At 72.6% G+C, this 24339-nt stretch carries 19 protein-coding genes; 13 read left to right on the forward strand and 6 right to left on the reverse strand.

The window, feature by feature from the left end:
• Nucleotides 1-48: 48 nt before the first annotated feature.
• The 6 genes from ACGFZS_RS26160 (at nt 49) to ACGFZS_RS26185 (ending at nt 8777) form a co-directional block, all read left to right on the forward strand.
• Nucleotides 49-1200, forward strand: a complete 1152-nt coding sequence (locus ACGFZS_RS26160; RefSeq protein ID WP_393797187.1) for a CaiB/BaiF CoA transferase family protein — start codon at nt 49-51, stop codon at nt 1198-1200.
• Nucleotides 1200-2213 (forward strand): LLM class F420-dependent oxidoreductase, encoded by a 1014-nt coding sequence (locus ACGFZS_RS26165; RefSeq protein WP_393797188.1) that lies wholly within the window; start codon nt 1200-1202, stop codon nt 2211-2213. Before ACGFZS_RS26160 ends, ACGFZS_RS26165 begins: the two co-directional genes overlap by 1 nt.
• 40 nt (nt 2214-2253) lie before the next feature.
• A complete protein-coding gene (locus tag ACGFZS_RS26170) occupies nt 2254-3468 on the forward strand; it encodes an acetyl-CoA C-acetyltransferase (RefSeq protein ID WP_393797189.1) in 1215 nt (404 codons plus the stop codon).
• Nucleotides 3469-3508: 40 nt separating this feature from the next.
• Nucleotides 3509-5686, forward strand: coding sequence for a 3-hydroxyacyl-CoA dehydrogenase NAD-binding domain-containing protein (locus ACGFZS_RS26175; protein ID WP_393797190.1), 2178 nt, complete (start codon nt 3509-3511; stop codon nt 5684-5686).
• A 672-nt stretch (nt 5687-6358) separates the two neighbouring features.
• Nucleotides 6359-7981 (forward strand): thiamine pyrophosphate-binding protein, encoded by a 1623-nt coding sequence (locus tag ACGFZS_RS26180; RefSeq protein ID WP_393797191.1) that lies wholly within the window; start codon nt 6359-6361, stop codon nt 7979-7981.
• A 55-nt stretch (nt 7982-8036) separates the two neighbouring features.
• The gene (locus ACGFZS_RS26185; protein WP_355720684.1) at nt 8037-8777 is read left to right on the forward strand and encodes an IclR family transcriptional regulator; all 741 of its coding nucleotides are present in this window, start codon (nt 8037-8039) and stop codon (nt 8775-8777) included.
• Here ACGFZS_RS26185 and ACGFZS_RS26190 read toward each other — a convergent pair.
• The 3 genes from ACGFZS_RS26190 to ACGFZS_RS26200 are packed head-to-tail and all read right to left on the reverse strand — an operon-like array spanning nt 8769 to nt 12355.
• Nucleotides 8769-10226 carry a sugar ABC transporter ATP-binding protein gene (locus ACGFZS_RS26190; protein ID WP_393797192.1) on the reverse strand — a complete coding sequence of 486 codons (1458 nt, stop codon included), beginning with the start codon at nt 10224-10226 and terminating at the stop codon, nt 8769-8771. The two genes, ACGFZS_RS26185 and ACGFZS_RS26190, sit on opposite strands and share 9 nt — an antisense overlap.
• A 1-nt stretch (nt 10227) precedes the next feature.
• Nucleotides 10228-11289: a sugar ABC transporter substrate-binding protein gene (locus ACGFZS_RS26195; protein WP_393797193.1), complete on the reverse strand. Its 1062-nt coding sequence runs from the start codon at nt 11287-11289 to the stop codon at nt 10228-10230.
• 25 nt (nt 11290-11314) lie between these two features.
• Nucleotides 11315-12355 (reverse strand): ABC transporter permease, encoded by a 1041-nt coding sequence (locus ACGFZS_RS26200; RefSeq protein ID WP_393797194.1) that lies wholly within the window; start codon nt 12353-12355, stop codon nt 11315-11317.
• Nucleotides 12356-12492: 137 nt separating this feature from the next.
• On the opposite strand from ACGFZS_RS26200, the gene ACGFZS_RS26205 reads away from it, so the two are divergent.
• Entirely contained in the window at nt 12493-13218 is a 726-nt protein-coding gene (locus ACGFZS_RS26205; RefSeq protein WP_393797195.1) for an SDR family NAD(P)-dependent oxidoreductase, read from the forward strand.
• Here the strand turns inward: ACGFZS_RS26205 and ACGFZS_RS26210 are convergent.
• On the reverse strand, nt 13195-13932 hold the full coding sequence (locus tag ACGFZS_RS26210) for a MerR family transcriptional regulator (RefSeq protein WP_393797371.1): 738 nt from the start codon (nt 13930-13932) through the stop codon (nt 13195-13197). The genes ACGFZS_RS26205 and ACGFZS_RS26210 overlap by 24 nt on opposite strands.
• Before the next feature lie 264 nt (nt 13933-14196).
• Here ACGFZS_RS26210 and ACGFZS_RS26215 point away from each other — a divergent pair, with 264 nt between their 5' ends.
• Together ACGFZS_RS26215 and ACGFZS_RS26220 are read left to right on the forward strand one after the other, a co-directional pair.
• Complete coding sequence (locus ACGFZS_RS26215; RefSeq protein WP_393797196.1) at nt 14197-15666, forward strand: amino acid permease; 1470 nt, start codon at nt 14197-14199, stop codon at nt 15664-15666.
• A 42-nt stretch (nt 15667-15708) separates the two neighbouring features.
• Nucleotides 15709-16200, forward strand: a complete 492-nt coding sequence (locus ACGFZS_RS26220) for a macro domain-containing protein (protein WP_393797197.1) — start codon at nt 15709-15711, stop codon at nt 16198-16200.
• Between the two features lie 70 nt (nt 16201-16270).
• Here ACGFZS_RS26220 and ACGFZS_RS26225 read toward each other — a convergent pair whose 3' ends face one another.
• Complete coding sequence (locus ACGFZS_RS26225; RefSeq protein ID WP_393797198.1) at nt 16271-17740, reverse strand: M1 family metallopeptidase; 1470 nt, start codon at nt 17738-17740, stop codon at nt 16271-16273.
• A gap of 223 nt (nt 17741-17963) precedes the next feature.
• On the opposite strand from ACGFZS_RS26225, the gene ACGFZS_RS26230 reads away from it, so the two are divergent.
• Nucleotides 17964-19925 (forward strand): Xaa-Pro dipeptidyl-peptidase, encoded by a 1962-nt coding sequence (locus ACGFZS_RS26230; RefSeq protein ID WP_393797199.1) that lies wholly within the window; start codon nt 17964-17966, stop codon nt 19923-19925.
• 7 nt (nt 19926-19932) lie between these two features.
• On the opposite strand, the gene ACGFZS_RS26235 is transcribed toward ACGFZS_RS26230, so the two are convergent.
• On the reverse strand, nt 19933-20889 hold the full coding sequence (locus tag ACGFZS_RS26235) for an FAD-dependent oxidoreductase (protein WP_393797200.1): 957 nt from the start codon (nt 20887-20889) through the stop codon (nt 19933-19935).
• A gap of 65 nt (nt 20890-20954) precedes the next feature.
• Here ACGFZS_RS26235 and ACGFZS_RS26240 point away from each other — a divergent pair, with 65 nt between their 5' ends.
• From ACGFZS_RS26240 to ACGFZS_RS26250, 3 genes are all read left to right on the forward strand, one after another.
• Complete coding sequence (locus ACGFZS_RS26240) at nt 20955-21977, forward strand: oxidoreductase (protein ID WP_393797201.1); 1023 nt, start codon at nt 20955-20957, stop codon at nt 21975-21977.
• A gap of 56 nt (nt 21978-22033) precedes the next feature.
• Nucleotides 22034-23674 (forward strand): ABC-F family ATP-binding cassette domain-containing protein, encoded by a 1641-nt coding sequence (locus tag ACGFZS_RS26245; protein ID WP_359221730.1) that lies wholly within the window; start codon nt 22034-22036, stop codon nt 23672-23674.
• Between the two features lie 64 nt (nt 23675-23738).
• Nucleotides 23739-24242 (forward strand): DUF1003 domain-containing protein, encoded by a 504-nt coding sequence (locus ACGFZS_RS26250; protein ID WP_393797202.1) that lies wholly within the window; start codon nt 23739-23741, stop codon nt 24240-24242.
• The last annotated feature ends 97 nt before the right edge of the window (nt 24243-24339 follow it).

Below are 24339 nucleotides of genomic sequence, written 5' to 3' on the forward strand. Positions count from 1 at the left end.
TTAGCATCATCGGTGTTACATCAGTTGTGTCACATGACTGGGGGCGGCATGACCACGGCAGGGACGCCAGGACACGGCCCGCTCTCCGGCGTGCGCGTGGTCGAGCTGGCCGGCATCGGACCGGGCCCGTTCGCCGCGATGCTCCTCGCCGACCTGGGCGCCGACGTGGTCCGCGTCGACCGCCCCGGCGGCCCGGGACTCGCGATCGACCCGGCGTACGACGTCACCAACCGCAACAAGCGCTCGGTGCTGGTCGACCTGAAGTCCCCCGACGGCCCCGCCCGCGTCCTCGACCTCGCCGAGCGCGCCGACATCCTGGTCGAGGGCTACCGCCCCGGCGTCGCCGAACGCCTCGGCGTCGGCCCCGGGGACTGCCACGCCCGCAACCCCCGTCTGGTCTACGGCCGGATGACCGGCTGGGGCCAGGAAGGGCCGCTGGCCCACCGCGCGGGCCACGACATCGCCTACATCGCCCTCACCGGCACCCTCGGCATGATCGGCCGCCCCGACGAACCCCCGGCCGTCCCCGCCAACCTGCTCGGCGACTACGCGGGCGGCTCCCTCTACCTGGTCATCGGCGTCCTGGCCGCCCTCCACCACGCCCGCGCCACCGGCACCGGCCAGGTCGTGGACGCCGCCATCGTGGACGGCACCGCGCACCTCGCCGCGATGATCCACGGCATGGTGGCCGCCGGCGGCTGGCAGGACCGGCGCGCCGCCAACCTGCTGGACGGCGGCTGCCCGTACTACGGCACCTACGAGACCGCCGACGGCCGGTACATGGCGGTCGGCGCCCTGGAACCGCAGTTCTACGCCGAGTTCCTGGAGCTGCTCGGCGGCGCCCCGGACCTGGCCGACGCCCGCAAGGACTGGACCCGCTGGGGCGAGCTGCGCGAGCGGGTCGCCGCCCGCTTCAAGTCCCGCACCCGCGACGAGTGGACGGCCGTCTTCGAGGGCTCCGACGCCTGCGTGGCCCCCGTGCTCTCCCTCCGCGAGGCCCCGCACCACCCCCACCTCGCGGCCCGCGGCACCTTCACCGACCACGGCGGCATCACCCAGCCCGCCCCCGCCCCCCGCTTCTCCGCGACCCCCACGGCCGTGCGCGGCACCCCCGCCCAGCCGGGCGCGGACACCACGGGCGTGGCCCGCGACTGGGACGTACCGGCACTCCTCGACGACCACGACAAGGACCCCGCCTGATGGAGCTCTCGACCTTCCTCGACTACGCGGGCGACCCGCGCACGGCCGCGGACCGCGCGGCCACGCTGGAGTCGGCGGGCCTCGACGCGGTCTGGGTCGCGGAGGCCTACGGCTTCGACTCGCCCACGATCATGGGCTACCTGGCCGCCCGCACCGAGCGGATGAAGATCGGCTCCGCGATCCTCAACGTCTACTCCCGGACCCCCGCCCTGATCGCCCAGACGGCGGCCGGCCTCGACGCGATCTCCGGCGGCCGGGCGATCATCGGGCTCGGCGCCTCCGGCCCCCAGGTGGTCGAGGGCTGGCACGGCAAGGCGTACGACAAGCCGCTCGGCCGTACCCGCGAGACCATCGAGCTGACCCGGCGGATCCTGCGCCGCGAGACCATCGACCACCACGGCATCACCGACATGCCCCGCCCCGGCGGCCTCGGCAAGCCCCTGAAGATCCTCACCAGGCCGGTCCGCGCCGAGGTCCCGCTGTACGTGGCCTCGCTCGGCCCCGCGAACGTCCGGATGACCGCCGAGATCGCCGACGGCTGGCTGCCCACCCTGTTCATCCCCGAGAAGGCCCACCAGGTCTGGGGCACGCCCCTGGCGGAGGGCGCCGCCCGCCGCGACCCGGCCCTCGGCGAGCTGCGGATCGTCGCCGGCGGGCTGCTCGCCATCGGCGAGGACGCGGCCGCCGTCCGCGACCAGGTCCGCCCCAGGATCGCCCTGTACGTCGGCGGCATGGGCGCACCCGGCAAGAACTTCTACAACGACCTCGCCGTCGCCTACGGCTACGAGAAGGAGGCCCGGCTCATCCAGGAGCTGTACCTCGACGGCCGCCACCGGGACGCCGCCGCGGCCGTACCGGACGAGTTCTGCGAGCTCATATCCCTGTGCGGCCCGGAGGGATACGTCCGTGACCGCATCGCCGCCTACCGCGAGGCCGGCGTGACCATGCTGGACATCACCCCGGTCGGCCAGGACCCGGCCCGCCTGGTCGAGACCGTCAAGAACTGGCTCTGACCCTCCCTCTCCTGAAAAACCCTCGTTGAAAGGCTTGTCAGTGAGCACCGAAGCGTACGTGTACGACGCGATCCGCACCCCGCGCGGCCGCGGCAAGGCGAACGGCGCCCTGCACGGCACGAAGCCCATCGACCTGGTCGTCGGCCTCATCCACGAGATCCGCGACCGCTTCCCCGGCCTCGACCCGGCCGCCGTCGACGACATCGTGCTCGGTGTCGTCGGCCCGGTCGGTGACCAGGGCTCCGACATCGCGCGGATCGCCGCGATCGCCGCCGGACTGCCGGACACGGTGGCCGGCGTGCAGGAGAACCGCTTCTGTGCGTCCGGTCTGGAAGCCGTCAACATGGCCGCCGCCAAGGTCCGTTCCGGCTTCGAGGACCTGGTCCTCGCCGGTGGCGTGGAGTCGATGTCCCGGGTGCCGATGGCCTCGGACGGCGGCGCCTGGTTCAACGACCCGATGACCAACCTGGCCGTCAACTTCGTGCCGCAGGGCATCGGCGCCGACCTGATCGCCACCATCGAGGGCTTCTCCCGCCGGGACGTCGACGAGTACGCGGCGCTCTCCCAGGAGCGTGCCGCGACGGCCGTCAAGGAGGGCCGCTTCGAGCGTTCCGTGGTCCCCGTGAAGGACCGCGCGGGCCTCACCGTCCTCGACCACGACGAGCACCTGCGCCCCGGCACCACCGCCGACTCCCTCGCCAGGCTGAAGCCCTCCTTCGCCGACATCGGCGAGCTGGGCGGGTTCGACGCGGTCGCCCTGCAGAAGTACCACTGGGTCGAGAAGATCGACCACGTCCACCACGCGGGCAACTCCTCCGGCATCGTCGACGGCGCCTCCCTGGTCGCCATCGGCTCGAAGGAGATCGGCGAGCGCTACGGCCTCACCCCGCGCGCCCGGATCGTCTCGGCCGCCGTCTCCGGCTCCGAGCCGACCATCATGCTCACCGGCCCCGCCCCCGCCACCCGCAAGGCCCTCGCCAAGGCCGGTCTCACCATCGACGACATCGACCTGGTCGAGATCAACGAGGCGTTCGCGGCGGTCGTGCTGCGCTTCGTGAAGGACATGGGCCTGTCCCTGGACAAGGTCAACGTCAACGGCGGCGCCATCGCGCTCGGCCACCCGCTCGGCGCCACCGGCGCGATGATCCTCGGCTCGCTCGTCGACGAACTGGAGCGCCAGGACAAGCGCTACGGCCTCGCCACCCTGTGCGTGGGCGGCGGCATGGGCATCGCCACCATCGTCGAGCGCGTCTGACATCCCCGCGGAACCAAGAGACTTCACGGAGACACGAGCCATGACCGAGAGCACCACCATCCGCTGGGAACAGGACGACACCGGCGTCGTCACCCTCGTACTCGACGACCCGAACCAGTCCGCCAACACCATGAACGCGGCCTTCGTCGAGTCGATCGCCGCGATCGCCGACCGCCTGGAGGCCGAGAAGGACTCGATCCGCGGGATCATCTTCACCTCCGCCAAGAAGACCTTCTTCGCCGGCGGCGACCTGCGCGACCTCATCCGGGTCACCCCCGACACCGCCCAGGACCTCTTCGACGGCGGCCTCGCGATCAAGCGCAACCTGCGCCGCATCGAGACCCTCGGCAAGCCGGTCGTCGCCGCCGTCAACGGCGCGGCCCTCGGCGGCGGCTTCGAACTCGCCCTCGCCTGCCACCACCGCGTCGCCCTCGACACCCCCGGCACCAAGATCGGCTGCCCCGAGGTCACCCTCGGCCTGCTCCCGGGCGGCGGCGGCGTCGTCCGCACGGTCCGCCTCCTCGGCATCGCCGACGCGCTGCTGAAGGTCCTCCTCCAGGGCACCCAGTACAACGCCACGCGCGCGCTGCAGAACGGTCTCGTCCACGAGGTGGCCGCGACCCCGGACGAACTGCTGGCCAAGGCCCGCGCGTTCATCGACGCCAACCCCGAGTCCCAGCAGCCCTGGGACAAGCCCGGCTACCGGATCCCCGGCGGCACGCCCGCCAACCCCAAGTTCGCCGCCAACCTGCCCGCGTTCCCGGCGTCCCTGCGCAAGCAGACCAACAACGCCCCCTACCCGGCGCCGCGCCGCATCCTCGCCGCCGCCGTCGAGGGCAGCCAGGTCGACTTCGAGACCGCGCAGGTCATCGAGGCGCGCTACTTCGTCGAGCTGGCCGCCGGGCAGATCTCGAAGAACATGATCCAGGCGTTCTTCTTCGACCTCCAGGCCGTCAACTCCGGCGCCAACCGCCCCCAGGGCGTCGAGCCGCGCAAGGTCACCAAGGTCGCCGTCCTCGGCGCGGGCATGATGGGCGCCGGCATCGCCTACTCGTGCGCCCGCGCGGGCATCGACGTCGTCCTCAAGGACGTCTCGGCCGAGGCCGCGCAGAAGGGCAGGGCCTACTCCGAGAAGCTGTGCGCCAAGGCCGTCGCCAAGGGCCGTACCAGCCAGGAGAAGGCGGACGCGCTGCTCGCCCGCATCACGCCCACCGGGGACCCGCAGGACCTGGCCGGCTGCGACGCCGTGATCGAGGCCGTCTTCGAGGACACCGCCCTCAAGCACAAGGTCTTCCAGGAGATCGAGTCCGTCGTCGCCCCCGACGCGCTGCTCTGCTCCAACACTTCCACGCTCCCCATCACCGCCCTCGCCGAGGGCGTCGAGCGGCAGACCGACTTCATCGGGCTGCACTTCTTCTCGCCCGTCGACAAGATGCCGCTCGTCGAGATCATCAAGGGCGAGCGCACCGGCGACGAGGCCCTCGCCCGCGCCTTCGACCTGGTCCGGCAGATCAACAAGACGCCGATCGTCGTCAACGACTCGCGCGGCTTCTTCACCTCGCGGGTGATCGGCCACTTCATCAACGAGGGCGTCGCCATGGTCGGCGAGGGCATCGAGCCCGCCTCGGTCGAGCAGGCGGCGGCTCAGGCCGGCTACCCGGCCAAGGTGCTCTCCCTGATGGACGAGCTGACGCTCACCCTGCCCCAGAAGATCCGCCGCGAGTCCCGGCTGGCCGTCGAGGAGGCCGGCGGCACCTGGCAGGCGCACCCGGCCGAGGCCGTCATCGACCGCATGGTCGACGAGTTCGGCCGACCCGGGCGCAGCGGCGGAGCGGGCTTCTACGACTACGCCGAGGACGGCAAGCGCGCCGGTCTGTGGCCGGGGCTGCGCGAGCACTTCACCGAGCCGGGCCGCCGGATCCCGTTCCGGGACATGCAGGAGCGCATGCTCTTCTCCGAGGCGCTCGACACCGTCCGCCTCCTGGAGGAGGGCGTCCTGACCTCGGTCGCCGACGCCAACATCGGCTCGATCTTCGGCATCGGCTTCCCCGGCTGGACCGGCGGTGTGCTCCAGTACATCAACGGCTACGAGGGCGGGGTGCCGGGCTTCGTCGCCCGCGCGCGTGAGCTGGCAAACACCTACGGCGAGCGGTTCACCCCGCCCGCGCTGCTGGTCGCCAAGGCGGAGAAGGGGGAGACCTTCACCGACGGCCGCTGACCACGGGCGGACCGACGGCCGCTGGCCACGGGCGGACCGACGGGTGCGGGCCACGGGCGGACCGACGGGCGCTGACCACGGGCGGACCGACGGGCTCGGGCCGGACCTGCCGACGGGTGCGGGCCGGGCGTGCTGCCGGGTGCCGTGTCGGGCGTGCTGCCGGGTGCCGGGCCGGGTGTGCCGAGGGGTGCCGTGTCGGGCGTGCTGCCGGGTGCCGTGTCGGGTGTGCCGAGGGGTGTGGGCCGGGCGTGCCGAGGGGTGCGGGCCGGGCGTGCTGCCGGGTGCCGTGTCGGGTGTGCCGAGGGGTGCGGGCCGGTGTGCCGAGGGGTGCCGTGTCGGGCGTGCCGAGGGGTGCCGGGCCGGGCGTGCCGACGGGTGCCGGGCCGGGCCTGTCGACGGGTGCCGCGGCGGGTCTGCGGACGGGTGCCGTGTCGGGCGGACCGACGGTGCCGTGCCGGGTCTGCGGACGGGTGCGGGCCGGGCACGCGGGCCGGCGTCCGGGCAGGGATGTCGGCGGGTGCCGAGCCCGGGGCGCCGACGCGGCCGAGACGGGCGTGCCGTCCGCGTGGTGTGCCTGTATCGCTGAGCGACACGCCGCGCTTGCTCCCCGGGGAGGCGGAACCGGACGCTGACCGAGCCGGTCACCGGTCCCGCCCCCGTCTAGGAGACCCCATGGGATACCGTCCTGCTCTCGCCCTGCTGGAGATCCTGCGCGGCGAGGGCGTGGACCGGGTCTTCGGCAACCCGGGGACGACCGAACTGCCGTTCCTGGCCGCCCTGTCCGAGGCCGTCGGCGCCCCCGAGTACGTCCCCGGCGTCCACGAGGGCGCGGTCGTCTCGATGGCCGACGGCTACGCGCGGGGCACCGGCCGACCCGCCTTCGTCAGCCTGCACATCGCCGCGGGCCTCGCCAACGGCCTGCTCGGCCTGCTCAACGCCCGCCGCTCCCGCACCCCGCTGGTGGTCACCGCCGGCCAGCAGGACCGCCGCCACCTCCAGCAGGACCCCATGCTCTCCGGCGACCTGGTCGGCCTCGCCCGCCCCGCGGTGAAGGCGGCGTACGACATCCAGCACGCCCACGACCTCCCGCTGGCCCTGCGCCGCGCCTTCGCCCTCGCCGTACGCCCGCCCGCCGGGCCGGTGTTCCTGTCGGTCCCGATGGACCTGATGGCCGAGGAGACGGAGGTCGAGGTCCCGCCCCGGACGGCCGTGCCGCGCCTCGGCCCGGCCACCGGACTGGACCGCGCGGCCGAGCTGCTGGCCGCCGCGGACCGGCCCGCCGTCGTGGCCGGGGACGGTGTCGGCCGCGAGCACGCGCTCGCCGACCTGATCCTGGTGGCGGAGGCCTGCGGCGCCCCGGTCCACCACCAGCCGATGGCCGACTTCCTGAACTTCCCGGCCACCCACCCCCTGTACGCCGGGATGCTGCCGCCCCGCCACGACGTCATCCGCGAGACCCTCGCCCGCTACGACACGGTCCTGATCGCCGGCGCCCACGCCTTCACGCCCCACCACTACAGCCCCGGCCCCGCCCTGCCCCCGGGCCTGACGGTCGTCCAGCTCGACTCCGACCCCGACGAGATCGGCCGCAACTTCCCCGCCGACGCCGGACTGGTCGGCGCCCTGGCGCCCTCCTTGCACCGGCTGGCCGGTCTGCTGCGCGACCGGGTGCCCGGGGCGGCGGCCCGCACCAAGGAGGCGGGGGACCGGCACACCGCCGAGCGGGCGGACGCCGAGGCCGCCGCCCGCGCCGCCTACTCCCCGGCGCCCCTGGCCCCCTGGGCCGCCGCGCACGCCGTCGCCACCGGACTGCCGCCGGACGCCGTGGTGGTGGAGGAGGCCATCACCGTCGGCCTGCTGCTGCGCCGGCTGGCCCGCCTCGACCGCCCCGGCAGCTACACCCACGCCGTCGGCGGCGGCCTCGGCTGGGGCATCGGCGCCGCCGTCGGCCGCGCCCTCGCCGAACCCGGCCGGCCCGTGGTGGCGGTCCTCGGCGACGGCTGCGCGCTCTTCGGCCTCCAGGGGCTGTGGAGCGCCGCCCGCGAGTCGGTACCGGTGCTCTTCGTGGTCATGGGCAACGGGGCCTACCGCACCCTCCAGGACACCTACGCCTCGATGGGCGGCAAGGGCACCTGCCCGGGGACGGAACTGGGCCGGCTGGACTTCACCACGGCGGCCGAGTTCTTCGGGGTGGCGGCGGTACGGGCCGAGAGCGCCGACCAGCTCCGGGAACTGGTCGCCGGGGCGGGCGAGTTGCGCGCGCCGCTGCTGGTGGACGTCCCCCTGCGCTCATGAACTCGCCCTGCCCTACACCTTGTCGTCCCGCCCCCACGACGACCACCATCGCTGCATGACGGACCGCCAGCTTCCGAAGTCCGTGCTCGCCCGCGGCGCTCTCCTCCTGCGGGCCTGCGGTGACGCCGGAACCGCGCTCTCGCTCGCCGAACTCGCCCAGCGCAGCGGCCTGCCCAAGCCCACCGTGCACCGGCTGGTCGGGGAGCTGGTGCGGCTGGGGCTGGTCGAGCGGACCGCCGAGGGGAGCTACCGGCTCGCGCTCGCCCTGTTCGTCCTCGGCCAGTCGGCGCCGACCGTCCGGGAGCTGCGGGACACGGCGCTGCCGTATCTCGGCGATCTGCACGAGGTGACCCGGGAGAACGTGCACCTGGCGGTGCCGGACGGCGCCGACACCCTCTTCCTGGAGAAGATCACCAGCCGGCGCGCGACCCCGATCGTCTCCCGCAGCGGCGGCCGGCTGCCCGCCCACTGCACCGCCACCGGCAAGGTCTTCCTCGCCCAGGACCCCTGCCCGCCGTACCGCGTCCTGCTCCGGCTGACCCCGCGCACCCTGGTGCTGCCCGGCCAGCTCGCCCGCGACCTCGCCCTCACCCGGGCCCGGGGCTTCGGCGTCAACCTGGAGGAGGCCGAGGTGGGGATCTCGGCGGTCGCGGCGCCGGTGTACGCGCCGGGACGGGGCGAACGTCCCGTCGCCGCGCTCTCGGTGACCGGCGGGACCCGCCGCCTGGACGTGGACCGGGTCGGCGCCCGGGTCTGCGCGGCGGCGCGGGCACTGACCCGGAAGCTCTCAGCCTGAGGCCTGCTGCACCGCCACCGCCAGCGCCCGTTCCGTGAGCCCCTGGCCGGACAGCTCCCCGGCGATCCGCCCGCGCACGAACACCAGTACCCGGTCGCACACCTCCGTCAGCTCGGCGAGATCCGTCGAGGCGACCAGCACGGCCGCGCCGCCCGCCGCCAGCTCGCCGACGATCCGGTGCATCTCGGCCCGCACCCCGATGTCGACACCGCGCGTCGGATCGTCCAGGACGACGATCCGCGGCTCGGTGGCCAGCCACTTGGCGAAGACGACCTTCTGCTGGTTGCCGCCGGACAGCCGCGCCACCATGTCGTACGGCCCGCCGCGCAGCCGCAGCCGCCCGGTCAGGTCGGCCGTACGGCGCACGAGCTCGGCGCGCGCGGGCAGCACCCCGCCCCGGCCGAGCGCGAGCCAGCTCACGGACGTCGTGTTCTCCCACACCGTCCGGTCCGTCATCAGCCCGTACCGCTTGCGGTCGCTGGGCACGAAGGCGACCCCGGCCCGGACCGCGGCCCGCAGCGAGCGCGGCAGCCCCCGGCCGCCGACGTCGACCCGGCCCGCGGACACGGCCGTACGACCGCACACCACCTCCAACGCGTCGAGGTGGCCCGCCCCTTGCAGCCCCGCGACCCCGACCACCTCGCCGGCCCGGACCGTGAACGTCACGTCCGCGAGCCGGCCGGGGACGCTCACCGTCGACAGCACCACCGGTGGCGGCCCCTCGGCCACCACCCGGGCCCGGCGCACCGGCCGCTCCTGGCCCCGGCCGCCCAGCATCGCCGCCACCAGCTCCGGCACGCCCACCTCCGCCCGCCGGACGCCGGACAGCGCCACCCGGCCGTCCCGCAGCACCGTCACCCGCTGCGCGAACCGCATCACCTCGTCCAGGAAGTGGGTGACATAGAGGACCGCGATGCCCCGGGCGGTGAGCGCGCGCAGCACGCCTTCCAGCCGGTCCACCGCCTCCTTGGGCAGCGCGGACGTCGGCTCGTCCAGGACGAGGAGGCGGGGGCCACGCAGCAGGGCCCGGGCGATCTCCGTCAACTGCTGGTCGGCCAGCGGAAGTTCGGCGAGACGGATGCCCGGGTCGACGTCGAGGCCCAGTTCGGCGAGGACCGGCCCGGCCGCGCGGTCCGCCGCGGCCCGGTCGACGAGTCCGAACCGGCGCGGCCCGCCGTCCGGGAAGAGGTTCTCCCGCACGGTCAGGTCCGGGAACAGGCTCAACTCCTGGGAGACGACGGCGATCCGGGTGTCGTCCGCCAGCCGTACCGTGCCCGCGTCCGCCGCCAGCGTCCCCGACAGGATGCGCACCAGCGTCGACTTGCCCGCGCCGTTCTCGCCGACCAGGGCGTGCACCTCGCCGCCGCGCAGCGCGACGGACGCCCCGTCCAACGCCCGTACCCCGCCGTAGGACTTGACGACGTCCTCGGCCACCAGGACATCGCCCATGTCAGCGCGCGTCCTTGAGCGGTTTCAGGTTGGCCTGCTCGTCGCCGAGCAGCTTGTCGATCGTCGGTTTGTACCAGTCGTACGCCGCCTTCGCCGACTTCTGCCGGGCGATGATCGCGTCGATGTTCGAGGAGTCGACCACCGCGCCGGGGGAGAGGAACCAGCCCTGCGGCAGCTTCCCGTCCTTGTCGCGGACCGCCTCGATCAGCATCGCCGTGGAGAGATAGCCCTTGAGGAAGTGCTGGGGGTCGATGGTGACGAAGTTCGAGCCGTCCTTCACCGCCTCCAGGGTCTTCGGGTCGACGTCGAAGCCCGCCGTCAGCCACTTCCCGCCCTCGGCCTTCTTGATCTTGGCGAGGTTGTAGCTGTCGGCGTCCCCGACCCCCAGGAAGGCGAGCGCGTCCGGATGCGCGTTGACCTGCGCCGACCAGGAGCTGTAGTTCTGCCCCGGATCGCTGTACGTCTGGAACGGGCCGAGCACCTTCACGCCCGGCGCCTCCTTCGCGAAGGTGTCGGAGATCCCCTTGGCCCGGTTGTCCAGCACCGGCGTGCCCGGATTCGGCACCCCGATGACGACCTCCCCCTTCGGGTTCGCGCCGAGCCGCTTCAGCGCCTCCTTCGCCATCAGCTCCCCGAGGGCGTAATTGTCGTTGCCCACATAGAAGTCCACCTTGCTGCCGTCGGTGGGGGAGGTGTCCAGGGCGACGATCGGGATGCCCTGGTCGACGGCGCGGGCGGCGGGGCGGGTGAAGATCGGCGGGTCCAGGTTCTCCAGGACGATGCCGTCCTTGGCACGGGTGGTCAGGTTCTGGAAGAGCTGCACCTCGGCCGGGCCGTCCGTGTTGGGCGGGCCCACCGCCTGGAAGTCGACCTTGCCCGCGTGGCTCGCGGCGCTCTGTGCGCCGAGCACCATCTCGTGGGCGAAGTTCAGCGAGATGTTGGCGACCGCGATGCCCATGTGCAGCTTGTCGCCCTTGCCGGGGCCGGAGCTGCCACAGCCGGCCGCGCCGAGCAGCAGCAGCGCGCCGAGCGCGGCGGACACCGTACGGAATCGGGGGTGCATCACGGCCTCCCAGGCTCTTCGGGGCTCATTTGCGTCGGCGCCCCGTGCGGCGCAGCGCGCTGTCCGCCGCGACCGCGACGAGGATGACCCCGCCGGTCGCGAACGACGTCCAGTTGATGGGTACTTCGAAGAACACGAGTCCCGCCGCCACGACCGACAGGATCATCGCCCCGGCCACCGCGCCGACCACCGAACCCCGCCCGCCGGCCAGCGGGGTGCCGCCGATGATGCAGGCGGCGATGGCCTGCAACTCGTAGCCCTGGCCGAGGGTCGGGTCGCCGGCCCCGTAGAAGGCGAGCGCCAGCGCGGCCGCGCACGCCGTGGTCAGGCCGGACAGCGCGAGGGCCTGGATCCGGGTGCGCACGACCGGGATCCCGCTGAACTCGGCCGCGTCCGGATTGGAGCCGATCGCCCGCACCCGCGCCCCGAACCGGGTCCGCGACAGCACCACGGCGAGCACCACGGCCACCGCCAGCAGCACCCACAGCGCGAACGGCACCCCGCCCGGATCCCCGCCCGCGAACGTGAAGAACGAGTCGTCCAGCGGCAGATCGGTGATCTGCTTGCCGTCGGCGAGCGCCAGCCCGACACCCCGGTACAGCATCAGCGTGCCCAGCGTGACGATGAACGACGGCAGCGCGAGCAGCGTCGTCACCAGCGCGTTGAACACCCCCAGCACCGCGCCGGTCGCCAGCATCACCGGCACCGCCAGCCAGGCCTCCACCCCGGCCCGCACCAGGAGCGCCCCGACCACCAGGACCATCGCGTACGTCCCGCCCACCGACAGGTCGACCTCGCGCATCGACAGCGCGAACACCATCCCGCATGCCATCAGCGAGATGTAGACCGAGTTGTGCGCGGTGGACAGCAGGTTCCCGCTGCTCAGGAAGTCCGGGTACGGGATGCCGATCGCGGCGACCAGCAGCCCCAGCACCAGCAGCACGCCCAGCTCGTCCCGGACCAGCCGGCCCGGCAGCAGGCGGCCCGGCAGCAGGCGGCGGCCCGGCCCACCGCCCTGGTCACGGGCGCGCTCGGCGTCGTCCACGGCACGCTCGGTCTCGGTCATCGGGCACGGCTCCCGTACGGCTCACGCTGGGGTGGGGCCTGCAGCGTCGATCCCCCGGCCGGGCACGGCAACCGGCCCGTTCCGCCGAGTGGAATGAGGCCTTGCCCGCCGCCCCGACGGGTCCTCACACTCACCGCATGGAGACACGGACCGCACTGGTGACCGGAGCGGCGCAGGGGCTCGGGCAGGAGTTCGCCGTCGCCCTCGCCGGGCGCGGCTACCGGGTCGCCGGCCTCGACCTCGCCCCGCAGACCGGGACCGCCGGGAAGGTCCTGGACTATCTGGAGCTGGTCGCCGACGTCACCGACGAGGAGCAGGTACGGGCGGCACTCGGCCACGTGATCGACGCGTTCGGCACCCTGCACGTCGTCGTCAACAACGCCGGCGTCTACCCGGCGCGGCCCTTCGAGGAGACCACCGCCGAGGAGTGGCGGCGCGTCATGCGCGTCAACCTGGAGGCGCCGTTCCTGGTGACCCGGGCCGCGCTGCCGTACCTGAAGGCGGCGGGCTGGGGCCGGGTCGTCAACATCGTGTCGGCGGCCGTGTTCACCGCGCCGCCCGACATGGTCCCCTACGTCGCCTCCAAGGCCGGCCTGATCGGCTTCACACGGGCGCTGGCCGGGGCGCTGGGCCCGTACGACATCACGGTCAACGCGATCGCGCCCAGCATGGTGCGCACCGCGACCGCCGAGCGCACGGTCGGCGCGGACGGCGGCTTCGAGACCGTCCGCGCCGGGCAGGTCGTGCCCCGCACCCAGGAGACCTCCGACCTGGTCTCGACGCTCCTGTACGTGGTGGACGAGGGCAGCGGCTTCCTGACCGGGCAGACGCTCAACGTGTCAGGAGGATCGGCCTTCCTCTGACTCCGGGAGCGACTCCGGCAGCCATTGGTGGACCTCCGCCCTGAGCGACCGCTGGAAGGTCGTCAGCAGCGCCTGCACGATCAGCGGCTGCATGTGCGCGGACAGGGACTTCACGTCCTCCTCGGCCCGCTCCGCCACCTCGGCCCGGAACAGCTGCGACAACTCGCGCGCGGCGGCGCGCGAGTGCTCGGTCAGCACCGCGCGCGCGGCCAGGATCGCCTTCTCGGACAGCGGTACGTCGAGGAGCTGCACGGCGAGCCGGAGCAGGCCGGGGTCGACGCGGTAGGCGTCGCCGTCGGGCCGTACGACATCCATGGCGACGAGCCGCTCGACGTCCTCCTCGTCCAGCGGCCGGCCGGCCCTTCGCCGCAGCTCCTGCGCGGTCACCGTCTCCTCGGTGTCCGGCGCCCAGGAGGCGACCACGGCCCGGTGGACGGCCAGGTCGTGGTGGCTGAGGCCGGGCGGCAGCTGGTTCAGGTAGCGCTCGATGGCCGCCAGCGTCATCCCCTGGTGCTGGAGCTCCTCGATGAGCGCCAGCCGGGCCAGGTGCCGCCGCCCGTAGTGCCCGACCCGGCGCGGTCCGATCACCGGCGGCGGGAGCAGCCCCTTGGTGCCGTAGAACCGGACCGTGCGGACCGTGGTGCCGGCCCGGGCGGCCAGTTCGTCGATGGTGAGCTCCGGATCCCCGGAGTCACTGTCGGTGTCGGTCGTCATGCCCAGCAGTATCGCTGTCACACCGGCACTGTGACACCGGGGGACCAGGCGGGACGGGCGGGTGTTTGTTCATTCAATGTTCGCCTGCGTGCCGCGATCTGGATCTTGTGAGAAGTCCCGCTCTGTGATCTACGCCATCGCATGCGCCCCGGTGTCCGGGGGAAGGTGGCGCCTTGGTCTGTGCCCACCACCGAGCGCGCCGACCGAGTACGTCCGGACACCCGAGCGCGATCCGCTCGGGCGCACCAGAGAGTGGAACCACCTGTGAGCAAGGAAGCCGTCGACACGGCACAGGCCGTCGCCACCCGGACCGACGCGGACCGGTCGCCCGTGGACGCGGGCGACGCCGGGTACAGCAAGGACCTCAAGGCCCGCCACGTCAACATGATCGCCATCGGCGGTGCCATCGGCACCGGCCTCTTCCTCGGCGCCGGCGGCCGCCTCCACAACGCGGGCCCGGCGCTCGCCCTCGCCTACCTGGTCTGCGGAGTCTTCGCCTTCTTCGTGGTCCGCGCCCTCGGCGAGCTGGTCCTCTACCGCCCCTCCTCGGGGTCCTTCGTGTCGTACGCGCGCGAGTTCCTCGGCGAGAAGGGGGCGTACGTCGCCGGCTGGATGTACTTCCTGAACTGGTCGACGACCGGCATCGCCGACATCACCGCGATCGCGCTCTACACCCACTACTGGTCGATGTTCACCAGCATCCCGCAGTGGACGCTCGCGCTGATCGCCCTCGCCGTCGTCCTGGCGGTGAACCTGATCTCGGTGAAGATCTTCGGCGAGATGGAGTTCTGGTTCGCGATCATCAAGGTCGCCACCCTGGTCGGCTTCATGCTGGTCGGCATCTTCCTGCTGGCCACCCAGCACAAGGTCGGCGGCCACACCCCGGGCCCGAGCATGATCACCGACCACGGCGGTGTCTTCCCGCACGGTCTGATGCCGGTCGTCCTCGTCATGCAGGGCGTGATCTTCGCGTACGCGGCCCTGGAGCTGGTCGGCGTCGCGGCGGGCGAGACCGCCGAGCCGGAGAAGGTCGTCCCGCGCGCGGTGAACTCGATCATGTGGCGCGTCGGCCTCTTCTACGTCGGCTCGGTCGTCCTGCTGGCCCTGCTCCTGCCCGGCTCGGTGTACTCGGCCGACGAGAGCCCCTTCGTCACCGTCCTCTCCAAGATCGGCGTCTCCGGCGCGGGCGACGTGATGAACCTGGTCGTCCTCACCGCCGCCATGTCCTCCCTCAACTCCGGCCTCTACTCCACGGGCCGCATCCTGCGCTCCATGGCCATGGCGGGCTCGGCCCCGAAGTTCACCGCCCGCATGAACCGCAGCCAGGTCCCCTACGGCGGCATCCTGCTGACCTGCGCGGTCTGCGTGCTCGGCGTCGGCCTCAACTACCTCATGCCCGCCCAGGCCTTCGAGATCGTCCTGAACGTCGCCTCCCTCGGCATCATCAGCACCTGGGTGATCATCATGCTCTGCCACCTGATCTTCGTCCGCCGCGCGAAGGCAGGCCTGGTCGAGCGCCCGTCGTTCCGCCTCCGCTTCAGCCCGGCCACCGAGATCGCCACCATCGCCTTCCTGCTGGCCTGCCTCGGCATGATGTGGAACGACCCGGAGGTCGGCCGCAAGACCCTCCTGCTCATCCCCGTGATCGCGGCCCTGCTCGTCACCGGCTGGTTCGGCGTCCGCCGCCGTGTCTCCCGCACGACGGACAACGAGCTGACCCGGCTCACGAAGTAGCAGGCCGGCGCCGTTGTCAGTGGCGGCGCCTAGGGTGGCGTCATGGGGGAGATCACATACATCCGGGGCGACGCCACCACACCGTCGGGCAAGGGCGTCAAGGTCATCGCCCATGTCTGCAACGACCTGGGAGGCTGGGGAAAGGGCTTCGTCCTGGCCCTCTCCCGCCGCTGGCCGGAGCCCGAGAAGGCCTACCGCGCCTGGCACCGCGACCGCGCACACAACGACTTCGCCCTCGGCGCGGTCCAACTGGTCCGCGCCGACCGCTACATCTGGGTGGCCAACATGATCGGCCAACGCGGCACCAGAACCGGCAGCAAGGGCGTACCCGTCCGCTACGAGGCCATCGACACGGCACTGACCGCCCTGGCCGACAAGACACTCGAACTAGGCGCCTCCGTCCACATGCCCCGCATAGGCTGCGGGCTTGCGGGCGGCAAATGGTCCCGAGTCGAACCACTGATAGAGAAGCGGCTGATCGACCGAGGCATACCGGTCACCGTCTACGACTACGGCACCGAAGCGCCCCTCTAGGGGCGCGGGGAACTGCGCGACCAGCCACAACGGACCCGCAGCCCCCCCACCCACCGAACCCGGCACCCCCTCAGTGCACGTCGTTCGTAGCCTCGATCTTCTTCCAGGACTTCGGCTGCGCAGGCGCCCTCACGGTCTCCGCCGCCGGCACCACCGGCTTCGTCGGCTCGAACAACCACGCATCGAACAACGCCCCCAGCGACTTCCCCGACACCTTCTCCGCATACGCCTCGAAGTCACTCACCGAAGCGTTGCCATACGCATGCTCCTGCGGCCACCCCTTCAGAATCGCGAAGAACGCGTCGTCCCCGACCGCGTTCCGCAGCGCCTGCACGGCCAGCGCCCCCCGGTCGTAGACAGCGATGTCGAACTGGTCGTCAGGACCGGGATCCCCCGGCTTCACCGTCCAGAACGCGTCGTCGGCCGGATGCGACGCGTACACGTAGTCGGCGAGTTCCTGCGTCGTGCCCTCGCCGTCGTGCTCCGACCACAGCCACTGCGCGTACCGCGCGAACCCCTCGTTCAGCCAGATGTCCTTCCAGCCCTTGAGGGAGACGTCGTCGCCGTACCACTGGTGGGCCAGCTCGTGCACGACCACCGACGTGTTGGAGCCGTTCGCGAACTGCTTGGGGCTGTAGTACACGCGGGTCTGCGTCTCCAGCGCGTACCCGGTGGTGGTGTTCGGCACGTACCCGCCGGCCGAGCTGAAGGGATACGGCCCGAAATAGCCGCTCAGCCAGTCGACGAGCTCCCCGGTCCGCTCCACGCTGGCCCGCGCCGCACCGTCGTTGTCGCCGAGATCCTCGCTGTAGGCGTTGACGACCGGCACCCCGCCCTCGGAGGTGCTCGTCGTGATGTCGAACTTCCCGACCGCCAGCGTGGCCAGATAGGTCGCCTGCGGCTTGTTCTGCCGCCAGGTCCAGCGGGTCCAGCCGAGCTTCGAACTCGTCGACTGGAGCAGCCCGTTGGAGATGACCTGGGTGCCGTCCGGCACGGCCACCGAGACGTCGTACGTCGCCTTGTCCAGCGGGTGGTCGTTGCTCGGGAACCACCACCACGCGGCTTCCGGCTCGTCCGCCGCGACCGCCCCGTCGGGGGTGCGGTGCCAGGTGGTGAAGCCGTAGGCGCTCTTCGTCGACGGCACCCCGCTGTAGCGGACGACGACGGTGACCGGCGTGCCCTTCGCCAGCGGGGTCTTCGGCGTGACGACCAGTTCGTGCTGACCGGAGGTGGCGAAACCGGCCGTCGCCCCGTTGACCCGCACCTCGCTGACGTCCAGCAGGAAGTCCAGGTCGAAGCTGGACAGGTCCTGCGTGGTCCGCGCCAGGATCGTCGCCGTGCCCGACAGCTCGTCGGTCGCGGGCTGGTACTGCAGCCGGAGGTCGTAGTGCGAGACGTCGTAGCCGCCGTTGCCGTAGTCCGGGTAGTAGGGGTCGCCGATGCCCGGCGCGCCGGGGCCGTGGCTCGCGGCCGATGCCGGGATCGCCAGCAGCAGGGAGGCCGCCGCGAGGACACCCGGCGCGAGGATTCTGCGGTGCAAGTGAACTCCAGGTCGGTAGGGGGCCGAGACGCACCCGCCACACCGCGACGGGGAACGCCAAGTCGATGGAGCACGAAACTGTTCGAAGCCTATTCAGTCCCTGTGTCCCTCCACCTGTCCACGGCCCCTGCTGTCACACGATCGCCATTCGGCCGCAATCGGCTCCGCGTGTCCCTCAGGTGCCCTCTTCTGCACGGGAGTTGACCGGGGTAGCGTCCGCCGCATGCCGAAACGCACGCGCTTCACGATCTGGAGACCGCTCGTACTCGCCGCCGTCGCCACCCTGATGGCCGCGTTCCTCAGCCCGGCCGCGGCCCAGGCCGCCGGCGGCGGCGCCCCGCGCGAGAGCCGGCCCGTCTACTCGTACGCGAACGCCATCCGCGAGGCCGTCTGGGTGGACACCGGGCTCGACTCCGACGGCGACGGGAAGACCGACCGGGTCGCCGCCGACATCGTCCGGCCCGCCGAACCCGCCGCGCAGGGCCGCAAGGTGCCCGTCATCATGGACGCCAGCCCCTACTACTCGTGCTGCGGCCGGGGCAACGAGAGCCAGCTCAAGACGTACGACGCCCATGGCGACGTCGTCCAGATGCCGCTCTTCTACGACAACTACTTCGTGCCCCGCGGCTACGCCTTCGTCGGCGTCGACCTGGCCGGCACCAACCGCTCCGACGGCTGTGTCGACGTCGGCGGCCGCTCCGACATCCAGTCCGCGAAGGCCGTCGTCGACTGGCTGAACGGGCGCGCGAAGGCGTACAGCAGCCGCACCGGAACCACCGCCGTCAAGGCGAGCTGGACCAACGGCAGAACCGGGATGATCGGCAAGAGCTGGGACGGCACCATCGCCAACGGCGTCGCCGCCACCGGCGTCAAGGGCCTGAAGACCATCGTCCCGATCAGCGCCATCTCCTCCTGGTACGACTACTACTTCGCCCAGGGCGCCCCGCTGTACGACTCCGGGCCGGACTGGCTGGCCGGCGCCGTGGAGAGCGACGCGGCCTACGCCAAGTGCGGTGCCGTACAGCAGAAACTGATCGACGGCGCCCCCCGCACCGGTGACTGGACCGGTCTGTGGACCGAGCGGGACTACGTCAAGGACGCGGCCAAGGTGAAGGCCAGCGTGTTCCTGGTGCACGGCATGCAGGACCTCAACGTCCGCACCAAGCACTTCGGCCAGTGGTGGGACGCCCTCGCCGAGCACGGCGTCGAGCGCAAGATCTGGCTCTCCCAGACCGGACACGTCGACCCCTTCGACTACCGGCGCGGCGCCTGGGTCGACACCCTGCACCGCTGGTTCGACCACGAACTCCTCGGCTACGACAACGGCATCGACCGCGAGCCGATGGCCGACATCGAGCGCCACCCCGACCAGTGGGTGACCTCCGCCGTCTGGCCGCCGAACGGCACCCGGACCACCACCCTGCGCCCGGCCACCGGCACCGAGGCCGGCGTCGGCACCCTCGGCCTGCGCCGCGGCTCGGGCACCGAGACCTTCACCGACGACCCGAAGCGGAGCGAGACGGACTGGGCGGCACAGATCGCCACCCCGACCGCGGACAAGGCCGGCTTCCTCACCGCGCCGCTCACCCGCGACCTGCGCCTGTCCGGCTCCTCCAAGGTCACCGTCACCGCCACCCCGACCACCTCGACGGCCCACCTGACCGCCGTCCTGGTCGACCTCGGCCCGGACACCATCCGGGACTACGCGGACGACGCCGAGGGCATCACCACCCTCGCCGACCGCACCTGCTGGGGCGAGAGCACGGCGGGCGACAGCGCCTGCTTCAAGAAGACCGAGGCCAGGACCAAGGCCGTCGACTACACCGTCTTCAGCCGCGGCTGGGCCGACCTCGGCACCTACGCCGACCCCGGCAAGGGCGTCCCGCTCACCCCGGGCAAGGCCTACACGATCACCCTCGACCTGGCCGCCACCGACCACGTCGTCCCCAAGGGCCACCGCCTGGCGCTGATCGTCGCGGGCACGGACAAGGACCTCATCGACCCGCCGTCCACCACCCCGACGCTCACCCTGGACCTGTCCCGTACGGCGGCCCGGGTCCCGTTGGTCGGCGGCGCCGCCGCGTTCGACCGGGCCACCTCCGGCAGCACCTGGACGGCCCCCCGGGCGAACACCCTGGACGGGGTCCGCACCCCGCGCACCGTCCAGCGCGTCCCGGCGGGCTGACCCTCCCTCAGGCGGCCGGGCCCGGAGCCACCAGCCCGGCCGCCTCCCGGGCACACCCCCAGGCCACCGTGACACCGGCCCCGCCGTGCCCGTAGTTGTGCACCAGCACCCCGCCGTCCGGCCGGACCTCACGCGCGATCCGGACCGCGTCCCGGACCGGCCGCAGCCCCACCCGGTGTTCCAGCACCCGCGCCCCGGCGATCTCCGGCCGCACCGCCGCACACCGCGCCACGATCCCCGCCGCGATCTCCGGATCCGGCTCCAGGGACCAGGCGTCCTCCTGCGCCGTACCCCCGAGCAGCAGTCCGCCGGGCTGCGGGAAGAAGTAGGCGGAGGCGCCCCCTCCGTCCTTCCCCTCGTCCTCCTTGGACGTGTACCAGGTGGTGATCCCCGGGTTCTCCACCACGACCAGCTGCCCGCGCACCGGACGCACCGCCGGATCCGGCACGAGCGAACGGGCCCCGAGCCCGGTGCAGTTGACCACGACCGGCGCGGGCACCTCGGCCAGCCCGCCCACCACCCGCTCCTCGACCGTCCCGCCCGCCCTGCCCAACCGCTCCCGCAGCCAGGCCAGATGGACCGGCATGTCGATCAACGGCAGCCGCGCCGACAGGCCTTCCCCCGTCTCGGCCAGCCCCGGCACCCGGGCCGCCCACGGACCCAGCCCGTCCAGCCGCAGTCCGCCGTGTACGCCCTCGACCAGGCGTACGCCCGTCTTCGCCGGCCGGTCCGCCAGTTCCCCGTACACGGCGAGCGAGGTGAGCGCCCATTCCCCGGCCGCCGCGTCCGGCTCGATGCGGTACGGCCACCACAGCGCACCGGCGACCGCCGAGGTCGTACGCCCGCCGGTCTCCCGCGCCCACACCCGCACCCGGCGCCCGGCCTCGGCCAGCACCACCGCCGTGGTCAGCCCGACGACCCCGGCGCCGACCACGATCACCTCGTCACTTTGGTCATCACCCATGCCGGGACGGTAGCGGAATATGTCATGCCGCGCTCAGATCGTCCCGCTCTGGGGATACTCACAGCATGTCTGCCGCATACGCGACCTTCGGCCTGGCCCCGGCGATGCGCGCCGGCGGTGTCCGTGCCGACGGCGGCTACCAGGTCCACCGGGACTTCGTGGACTTCCTCGTCGACGGACGTCCGCTGCTGTTCCAGCTCTCCGACCTGGACGCCGTCTCCCCCCTCGCCTCCGACGTCCCACCCGCGATCTTCACCGCCCAGGTCCGCAGCCTGTTACTGGAGTCCGACGCACCGCTGCCCGACGACCGGTACGTCATCTACGGCTGCCCCGAGTGCGAGGACCTGGCCTGCGGCGCGGTCACCGCGGTCATCGAACACGACGGCGACGACTACATCTGGCGGGACTTCGCCTGGCAGACCGCCGAACACGCCGACCTGGAGCTCAACGGCTACCACGGCATCGGCCCGTTCCGCTTCCACGGCGCCGAGTACCGCGAGGCCCTCGGCGCCCTCCTGGCGGACTCCGGCCCCGCGCCCGCCCGCCGGGTCCTGCTGATCGGCGCCCGCGTCGCCCTCCTCGCCAAGCTGGCCGCCGCCCTGCGCACCATCGGCATCGGCGCCGACATCACCCGCGACGCCGACGGCGTCCCCGCCGAGGAACTGCGCGACTACGGCGCCGTCGCCTTCGGCCCCACGGTCGGCGAGGCCGAGCGGGCCGCCGTCCGCGAGGCGTTCGCGCGGGCGGGCGTGGAGGTCACCTGTGTCGAGGGACTCGCCCCGATCGTCCCCCTCCTCGTCGCCCAGATCGAGCACGCCCTGGACCGCAGCCCGCTCCCGCAGCGCCGGCTGACCCGCCTGGACGCCACCGACGGCACGGCCGGCGTCGAGGTCACCTCGCCCTGCCGGGTCCGGCTCACCGCGTACCGTCTCGACCGGCTCTCCCGGCCCCGCACCCAGGAGCTCTTCGACGGCGTCCTCGAACCCGGCAGCCACCGCATCCCCCTCGACGGCCGGGCGGTCAAGGGCGCGTCCTATGTCGTGGCCCGGACCTCCGGGAGCGTCCTCGTGCAGCCGATGGCGCGCTGACCGGGGCGAAACCGGGCTGAGGGCGCCCTGACCGGCACACTAGGATCGGCGTTCTGATGACTGCCACCCTCGTCGCCAAGAACCTCGCCGCCGGGCACGGCGACCGCTCGCTCTTCTCCGGGCTCGACCTCGTCGTCGCGCCCGGAGACGTGATCGGTCTGGTCGGTGCCAACGGCGCGGGCAAGTCCACCCTGCTCCGGCTGCTCGCCGGGCTCACCGCCCCCGAGCAGGGCGAACTGCGGCTCTCCCCGCCGACCGCCACCGTCGGCCACCTGCCCCAGGAACCGGAACGGCGGCCGGGGGAGACCGTCCGCGCCTTCCTCGCCCGGCGCACCGGCGTCGCCGAGGCCCAGCGCGTGATGGACGAGGCGACCCAGGCCCTGGTCGACGGGGCGCCCGGGGCCGACGACGCGTACGCCACCGCGCTGGAGCGCTGGCTCGACCTCGGCGGCGCCGACCTGGAGGAACGCGCCGAGGAGACCGCCGACTCCCTCGGCCTGGCCGTCGACCTGGACCAGCCGATGACCTCCCTCTCCGGCGGCCAGGCCGCCCGCGCCGGCCTCGCGTCCCTGTTGCTGTCCCGCTACGACGTCTTCCTCCTCGACGAACCGACCAACGACCTCGACCTGGACGGCCTGGAACGCCTCGAACGGTTCGTGACCGGCCTGCGGGCCGGCACGGTCGTCGTCAGCCACGACCGCGAGTTCCTCACCCGCACGGTCACCAAGGTCCTCGAACTCGACCTCGCCCAGGGGCAGATCAACCTCTACGGCGGCGGCTACGAGGCCTACCTGGAGGAACGCGACGTGGCCCGCCGGCACGCCCGCGACGACTACGAGGAGTACGCCGACAAGCGCTCCGCCCTCCAGGACCGCGCGCAGATGCAGCGCTCCTGGATGGACAAGGGCGTCAAGAACGCCCGGCGCAAGGCGTCCAACGACAACGACAAGATCGGCCGCAAGTTCCGCAGCGAGGCCAGCGAGAAGCAGGCCGCGAAGGCCCGCCAGACCCAGCGCATGATCGAGCGCCTGGACGTCGTCGAGGAACCCCGCAAGGAGTGGGAGCTGCGCATGGAGATCGCGGCGGCCCCGCGCTCCGGCGCCGTCGTCGCCACCCTGCGCGACGCCGAGGTCCGCCGCGGTGACTTCACCTTCGGGCCGGTCTCCCTCCAGATCGACTGGGCGGACCGGGTCGCCGTGACCGGCGCCAACGGCGCGGGCAAGTCCACCCTGCTCGCCGCCCTGCTGGGCCGGCTCCCGCTGGACGCCGGGCACGCGGCCCTCGGCCCCGGCGTGCTGGTCGGCGAGGTCGACCAGGCCCGCAAGCTGTTCCACGGCACCGAATCCCTGCTGGACGCCTTCTGCGCGGCCGTACCGGACACCGAGCCGGTCGAAGTCCGCACCCTGCTGGCCAAGTTCGGCCTCAAACAGGACCACGTCCTCCGGTCCGCGACCACCCTCTCCCCAGGCGAACGCACCCGCGCCGCCCTCGCCCTCCTCCAGGGCCGCGGCGTCAACCTCCTCGTCCTGGACGAGCCGACCAACCACCTCGACCTGCCCGCCATCGAACAACTCGAGTCGGCCCTCGACGCCTACGAGGGCACCCTCCTCCTGGTCACCCACGACCGCCGCATGCTCGACGCCATCCACGTCACCCGCCGCCTGGAGGTAGCGGCCGGCAAGGTGACGGAACGCTGAGAACGCCCCGTGGCCGCCCTCCCCGTACGCTTCGATCATCGTCGGACAACGGCAGGGAGGGACCATGGGCACACCGAAGCGCCCGGCCTTGCGGATCACGAACGAACAGGACATCCTCGCGCGGATGCGCGGGACCCAGGACCGGATCGCGGACGCCATCACCGCCTGGGCCGGGACCATGGGGTTCGTGTACCTGCACGCGCTCTGGTTCACGGTCTGGATCGTGTGCAACGAGGGCGTGTTCGGCGAGGGCGCGATCTGGGACCCGTACCCCTTCGGACTGCTCACCATGATCGTCAGCCTGGAGGCGATCTTCCTGTCCACCTTCGTGATGGTGAGCCAGAACCGCCAGGCCGCCCGCGAGAACGTCCGCGCCGACCTGGACTTCGAGACCAACGTGCGGTCGGAGGTGTGGTCCATCCACATGGGCCGTGCCCTCGGCGTCGACCCCGTCGAAGTGGAGCGGCGCGTCCAGGAGTTGCTCGCGGAGAACCGCGCCCGGATGAACGGCACCCCCATGAACGGCACGGCGATGAACGGCACCGCCCAGCCGCCCGAAGGCAAGTGAGTCGTCGGCCTCCCCCGAGTGCGTCGACGTTCAGTCATCCGACGGAGGCGCGGACCGTCGCCGCGTGGAACCATGGGCCGACGTCCGGGCGAGCCGG

It is taken from the genome of Streptomyces sp. NPDC048288 (assembly GCF_043201555.1).
Classification (GTDB): Bacteria; Actinomycetota; Actinomycetes; order Streptomycetales; family Streptomycetaceae; genus Streptomyces.